Annotated in this window: 6 protein-coding genes; all 6 read right to left on the bottom strand. The window is 58.8% G+C overall.

The window, feature by feature from the left end; genetic code table 11:
• Positions 1-693: HlyD family secretion protein (locus tag ABR948_RS27105; RefSeq protein WP_428123948.1), on the bottom strand; the 693-nt coding region annotated here is incomplete at its 3' end.
• A 72-nt stretch (positions 694-765) separates the two neighbouring features.
• Positions 766-2,490, bottom strand: coding sequence for a ubiquinone-dependent pyruvate dehydrogenase (poxB, locus tag ABR948_RS27110; protein WP_428123962.1), 1,725 nt, complete (start codon positions 2,488-2,490; stop codon positions 766-768).
• A gap of 112 nt (positions 2,491-2,602) precedes the next feature.
• Positions 2,603-3,469 carry an alpha/beta fold hydrolase gene (locus ABR948_RS27115; protein ID WP_428123951.1) on the bottom strand — a complete coding sequence of 289 codons (867 nt, stop codon included), beginning with the start codon at positions 3,467-3,469 and terminating at the stop codon, positions 2,603-2,605.
• 170 nt (positions 3,470-3,639) lie between these two features.
• Positions 3,640-4,620 carry a 3-hydroxyacyl-CoA dehydrogenase NAD-binding domain-containing protein gene (locus ABR948_RS27120; protein WP_428123954.1) on the bottom strand — a complete coding sequence of 327 codons (981 nt, stop codon included), beginning with the start codon at positions 4,618-4,620 and terminating at the stop codon, positions 3,640-3,642.
• Positions 4,621-4,658: 38 nt separating this feature from the next.
• On the bottom strand, positions 4,659-5,588 hold the full coding sequence (locus ABR948_RS27125; protein WP_428123957.1) for a DUF5050 domain-containing protein: 930 nt from the start codon (positions 5,586-5,588) through the stop codon (positions 4,659-4,661).
• 58 nt (positions 5,589-5,646) lie between these two features.
• On the bottom strand, positions 5,647-6,798 hold a 1,152-nt coding region (locus tag ABR948_RS27130; RefSeq protein WP_428123959.1), incomplete at its 5' end, for a CaiB/BaiF CoA transferase family protein.

The raw sequence follows: 6,798 nt of genomic DNA on the forward strand, positions 1-6,798 counted from the left end.
CATCGAGAAAAGCGGCGCTCCTGCGCTGAAATTCTCGCCGAGCGCGGCGACCCGTGTCGTGACCTGGCCGGTGATCGGGGAACGAATGACAAATTCGGTCACGTCAACGTCACGTTGACTCAACGTAGCTTCTGCCTGCTTCACCTGCGCGGCCGCAAGCGCACGCTCCTCTTTGCTGGCACCCTCGATCGTAAGTTGCAGTGCCGCCTCCGCGGACTCGCGTCTGCGGATAGCCATCTGCAGGTTGCGGGTAGCATTATCAACGCTCGCCTGCGGCGTGTTGCCCGTGCGGGCTAACTGAGTCTGCCGATCGTAGGTTTCCTGATTGAGCGTCTCATCGGCCTTCGAAGATTCAAGGTCAGCCTTGCGCGACGCAACATTTTCAGGACGAATACTGTTGATTTGATCCAGATTGGCCCTGGCAACCGCCAAGGCGGCCCACGCCGCAAGCCGCGCGGCCACCAACTGCGGACTGTCGAGTTCGGCCAGCACCGCTCCGCGCTCTACGCTGTCGCCGACGTCCGCCTTCAACGTGACGATCCGCGCAGCTACCCGTGGGCTGATGTCGACCCGATCTGCCGAAACTTCTCCCTGGATCGTCAGCGGCGGCGGCCTCGTCGCAAGCCAAAGCATCGTGCCAAACGCGGCAATCACAATCACTCCGATCAACCACCGAATCGACCTCTTGCTCATCATAGCTCTCTGACTTTTTGCTGAAAAACCATTGTCGGATCTTGGTGCTCACCAGGCGCTCACCACGCGCCGTTATCGTGTTAGGTTGACTTTCGCGAGATCTACCAGCTCGTTGGCGCGACCATTCAAGACCGCCTTGATCATGAACAGTCCGAAGTGGTGAGCCTGCTCGAGCGTTGGCTTGGGTGGCATGACCAACTCCTGACGGGCGCTGACGATATCGATAAGAGCAGGGCCGTCATGACCGAGGGCTTCCGTCAGCGCTGCCCGGAGGTTCTGCGGTTGCTCGACGCGAATACCTTTGATGCCCATTGCTTCCGCCATGGCCGCAAAGTTCGGGTTCTTGAGATCGCATCCGGTATCAAGGAAACCGTTCGCCTTCATTTCCATCTCGACGAAGCCGAGGGTGCCGTTGTTGAGCACCACGACCTTTATCGGTAGACCGTTCTGCGTCAGCGTTATGAAATCGCCCATCATCATACTGAAGCCGCCATCGCCTGAGAGGGAGATAACCTGCCGCTCCGGAAATGCAGCTTGGACACCGATCGCCTGCAACAAGGCATTGGCCATAGAACCGTGGTTGAATGATCCGAGCAGCCGCCGCTGTCCGTTCATCTTGAGGTATCGCGCTGCCCAGACCGTGGGCGTGCCGACGTCACAAGTGAAAACAGCGTCGTCGGTCGCGAGTTCGCTCACCAATCGCGTAACATATTGCGGATGAATGACCGTGCTGTTCGGACCGCTCTCGGCAAGCGCGTCAAGACTCTGGCGGGCCTTTTTGTAGTGCGCCACCGCTTTGTCAAGGTATCTGCTGTCGGTCTTCTCGACGAGATGCGGCTCAAGCGCCAGCAGCGTTTGCCGGACATCGCCCAGCAGGCCGAGGGTCAGTTGGCATCGATTGCCCAATGCTTCGGGCCGGATGTCGACCTGAACGATGCGTGCATGTTCCGGATAGAATTGCCGATAGGGAAAATCCGTCCCCAGCATCAGGAGCACATCGCACTGCTTCATGGCAGCGTAGCCGGACGAGAAGCCGATAAAACCCGTCATGCCGACGTCGTAGGGGTTGTCGTATTCGACGTGCTCCTTTCCCCGCAAAGCGTGAACGATCGGCGCCTTGAGCTTGCCGGCAAGCGCCAGCACCTCCGCGTGGGCGCCGGCACAGCCGGCTCCACATAGCATCGTCACGCGGCTGGCACCGTTGAGGATATCGGCGAGACGCAGCAATTCGTCAGGATTGGGACGGAGGTCGGGTTGTTCCGGCGCGATCCAGGCCGGTAGCGACGCCTTCAGGGGTTTCAACGCGACGTCCCCCGGAATAACTACGATGGCCACGCCCTTCTTCGCGATAGCGATGCGCATCGCGCGCTCCAGGATTTGGGGGACGAGGCTCGGGTTCGAGACCAGTTCGACGTAGTGGCTGCATTCCTTGAAGAGTATCTCCGGATGGGTCGCCTGGAAATAATCGGTGCCGATCTCGGTGCTCGGGATGTGCGCCGCTATCGCGAGGACCGGCGCTCTGCTGCGGTGGCAGTCGAACAGGCCGTTGATCAGATGCAGATTTCCTGGTCCGCAGCTCCCGGCGCAGACAGTCAGTTCGCCGGTCAGTTGCGCCTCCGCGCCGGCTGCGAATGCCGCGGTCTCCTCGTGCCGGACATGCACCCATTCGATTTTGCCTCGCTCCCGCAATGCGTCGGTGAAGCCGTTGAGCGAGTCGCCGACGACGCCGTAGATGCGCTTTACGCCGACCTTCTCTAGCGTCGCAGCGATAAAATGTGCAGCCGTCTCGGTCATGATACGCTCCCAGTCGGATATTTGATTTGCTCTGCGCCAGGTGCGCGCTACGTCCTCGTCTTGCGCATAAAAACCATCAGAGGGCTGCCCGCTCATTCGAATACGAGCCTGCCAATCAGCCCTTCCATGGGGCCAGAAAGGCCTCGAGCGCCACGTTGACTTCTACCGGCCGCTCCTCGTGCGGGAGGTGTCCCGCCAAAGCAATCGGCGCCGTGGTGAGGTCCTCGGCGAGGCCGCGCCAGATCTCGGCCATGTCGACCATTTTCGCCGCCTCGAACTCGGCTCCCCACAAAGCGAGGGTCGGACAGCGAAGTTTGACGTCCTTGTCTTCTTCATCCTGAGCGATGTCCTCTCGCCAGGCCCGATAGTCCTCGAATGCGCCGCGCAGCCCGCCCGGTTGGGCATAGGCGTGGACATAGGCGGCGATGTCGGCGTCGCTGAGAGCTCCCGGGTCATAGGTCCAACTGGTCAGGATATAGCGCAGCCAGAGCTCTTCCCGACCTTGGATGAGCGCTTCGGGCAAATCCCGAACGCCCTGGAACAAGAAGAACCAACTCGCCTGCGCGACCTTGGCATTCATCATCCCAAAGAGTAGGCGTGTCGGAATGTTATCCAGCGCCGCAAAGCGGGCAACGACATCGGGATGATCCTTGGCAAGTCGCAGGCCGACCCGGGCTCCGCGATCGTGGGCGACGATTGCCGCGCGCTCGATGCCGAGCTCCGACATCAGTGCCCGAATGTCATTTGCCATAGTGCGCTTGTCGTAGCCGGTGGGCGCTTTATCGGTCGCACCGTACCCACGGAGGTCCGGCACGATCAACCGGTAGCGCGTCTTCAGCGCCTCGATCTGATATCGCCAAGCATAGGAGGTTTCAGGAAAGCCATGCAGGAGGACGACCGGCGGCCCCTCACCAGCCTCGGCATAGTGGAACTTGATGCCGTTTGCCACACATCGATGGTGTGTCGTCGATTCTGCTACCATACCCGTCGCTCCTCTTTCCTAAAACGATTCACTTTGTTCGAAACCGACCAGCAGAGATGAGCGGCGAACGGACGCGAGCGGATCGAGCCATCGTCTGCATCGACGAGACTTAGACTAGGACCAAATTGACGCCGCTGCGGAAACGACCATTCGATAGACCTCAAGTCTTTCTAGCCGACGCGAGCCGCTGATTTTCGTCCCGCGGACCTGTTCTCTGCCTGGGCACGAAGTTCGAGAAGTCCCAGCAGTACCTCGTCTCGCTCTGCCTCCAACTCATCAATGGAGCGAGATCCAACCTCCGCGTGGACGCCGTCGGTGAGCATCTGTTGGACTTCGGGTGTCAATACGGGCGACCCGAGAACCTTCCACCACGCTGTCATCGGACCCGTGAACTGCTGGAAAAAATGCTCGATGCCCCCTTGGCCGCCGCCGAGGTGGTTAAGAAGGACTTGCCCCATGATGCCCCAACGCAGGCCCGGCCCCCAACTCAACGCAGCGTCTACGTCCGCTACGCTGACGACGCCTTCGGAAACAAGGTGGTACACCTCCCGCCCCAAAGCGGCCTGCAGACGGTTGGCGACATGGCCGGGTACTTCCTTGTGAAGGCGAACTGCCCGTTTCCCGATCGCCGTATAGAACTCCGTCGCGCGCTGAAGCGCGTCTTCCGAGGTCTTTGCGCCACCGACGATCTCGACTAGTGGGATCAAGTGGGGTGGATGGAAGGGATGTCCTATGACACAGCGCTCGGGATGTGACGTACAACCCGTTTGAATTTCGCTCATGGTAAGGCCCGACGAGCTCGATGCGATAATTACGTCTGGTTGCGACAGCTCGTCGAGTTGGCCATAGAGCTTCTTCTTGAAATCGATCCGCTCGGGCCCATTCTCCTGAATAAAGTCTGCGCCCTTTACCGCCGCCGAAAGGTCAGCCGTAAACGTCAGGTTCGATTGTGACGCACCAGGCGCGAAGCCCAACCTTCTCAGAGCCGGCCAGGCCGCGTCGACGAAGCGCCTCAGCGAGGCCTCCGCATTGGGGGCTACATCCGTCGCCATAACCTGCAGGCCCTTCGCCAGAAACAGAGCCGTCCAGCTTGCGCCGACTACGCCCGTACCAATAACGGCGACGCGGCTGATAGGCTTGTTGTTGGACATGATAAGCGCTCCTTTGATTTGATTTCGGATTTCAGAACTCAGAGTTCGGCGTATGCGATGCCGGTGAGATTTCCCTGCGCGTAGAGAAAGTTTCGTGACTGTGACCCGTCGAGCCTGGCGGAATAAATCGATCCCGCAAAATCGGTTACGAACATCCGGTTGCCTGGAACATCCAGAGCAATGCCAATCCCCTCCATCAGATGCGTCAGCACAATCTCCGGCATGTCCCCTGACTTAGGCTTCACATCGATCGGTGTGCGATTTACGGTATTGCCACGAGGAGGGTCTCCTCGATCGGTCCAATATAAGACGCGATTTCTTTCATCGAGCTCGAGATCAATCGGCTCCGGCAGACCGTCAAACAAAACTTCGATATCGGTGCGATTGGTCGCAGTTTCACCCCTTGGTATTTCGGTGTTTGTACTGGAGATGCGGCCTAGTCCGGCATTGTCCGGACCTTTTTGCGACCAGTAGATTTGTTCGCGCTGCGGGTCGATGGTGATTCCAACGCACCATTTCGTCTGGTCGTGGCGATCAGCGTCACCACGGCCAGTCTCAACGAGTGTCTCAATTTTCGAACCGTCGAGATTGGCACGCATAACCCGCATTCCCTCGCGATCACACCAATAAAGCTTGCCGTTTTTTTTATCGAGATGGATCTGCTTCGGCGTGAATGTACCGCCTTCGGGAATGATGACCTTGCGATTTTTTCCGTCGATGTCGGCGCGTTCGACGGAACCGTCGTTCAGGCTGGGAACGCCCATGTTGGTCCAGTAAATATGACCCGCTTCAACGTCGACCACGATGCCATCGCAGTTTCTGCAATCGCTCACGATCGTCTTGCGATCGGAGCCGTCCGTGTTCATCGTATGAATACGGCCACCGCTCAGTTCGAGAACAAACAATCGGCCGACCGCAGCTTTGCCGCCAGACGCACGTTCTGATTTGGTTGCCTGCAACTCAGTCATATTTTCTCCTCTTGCTTAGTAACCAAGTTCTCTCCGAGAGAGCGCGCATTCGAGATCGTCACCCCGCGGGCATACGTCCCTGTGATTTTGGCACGGCGCCGGTCGCGTGCAAGCCGTCGATTTCGTCCATGCTGAATCCTAGTTGTTTGAGAACCTCTTCATTGTGTTCTCCAATTTCCGGAGCGCCCCTTGCAGCTACTTTAGTGACGCCATGCACCTGAATGGGACTACTGATCGTCGAGGTCAGCTTGCCGCCCGCGCCTTCGAGCGGAACGATGATGTCATTAAGCCGCAACTGCGGATCGTTGATGACTTCCTGGGTCCCGCGGACCGCGCCAAAAGTGACGTGGACGCCACTGAATACTTCGTACCAATGCGCCATAGGCTTCGCGCTGAAAATTTCGTCGAGAATTGCGGTCAGCTCCGGCATGTTCTGCATCAGCTTCGTCGGATCGGAAAACCGTGGATCCGTCAGGAGATCCACACGGCCAAGCGCTTTCGCCACCGCGCTCAACTTGTCTGATGTGACGATCAGAACGAACCAAGTCTCATCGGAGGCCCGATACACATTCATCGCTGCATTTGCGGGATTCTTTCGATCGTGCAGCCCGAAAAACTTTGCCTCGCACAGCGCGGCCTGGATCGAAACGCTTGCGGCCCAGACACCTTCAGCGAGGAGAGATGTCGTGACATACGATCCTTTACCAGTACGCTCGCGACGATACAGTGCCGTGACGATCGCTGAATACAAGCCGACGGCGGTCGCATTGTCACCGCTACCCGCCACAGGCCAGGTCGGGGGCGCCCCAAGGTCGCGCGTCATCGACAACAGACCGCTACGCGCCCAGTACGACGTGATATCGAATCCTGGAAGATTGGCGTCCGGTCCTTTTTCCCCGAAACCAGTTAGGTCCGCGTAGATTAGCCGCGGGTTCCACCGCACCACATCGTCATATTCGAGGTTCAATCGCTTGCGCGCGGGGTGCGGTGTATTGACGATGAGCACGTCAGTCCATTTGACGAGCCGTTCGAGAACCTGCGGAGCGCTGGGCGATTTCAGATCGAGCGCCATGCCGCGCTTGTTGCGATTGGCCAGGTGCCAGGGATAGGCATCATTCGCTTGCGGTTGCGGCGGGATCTTATGCGCCCTTCTCCAAAGGTCGCCCGCTGGCGGCTCGACCTTGATGACGTCGGCGCCAAAATCGGATAA

This window comes from Bradyrhizobium sp. (genome assembly GCF_050014615.1).
Lineage (GTDB): Bacteria > Pseudomonadota > Alphaproteobacteria > Rhizobiales > Xanthobacteraceae > Bradyrhizobium.

Bases quoted from the DNA above. Each gene is read 5' to 3' on its own strand.
- ABR948_RS27115 (WP_428123951.1), bottom strand. From the start codon at position 3,469: ATGGTAGCAGAATCGACGACACACCATCGATGTGTGGCAAACGGCATC.
- ABR948_RS27120 (WP_428123954.1), bottom strand. From the start codon at position 4,620: ATGTCCAACAACAAGCCTATCAGCCGCGTCGCCGTTATTGGTACGGGC.
- ABR948_RS27125 (WP_428123957.1), bottom strand. From the start codon at position 5,588: ATGACTGAGTTGCAGGCAACCAAATCAGAACGTGCGTCTGGCGGCAAA.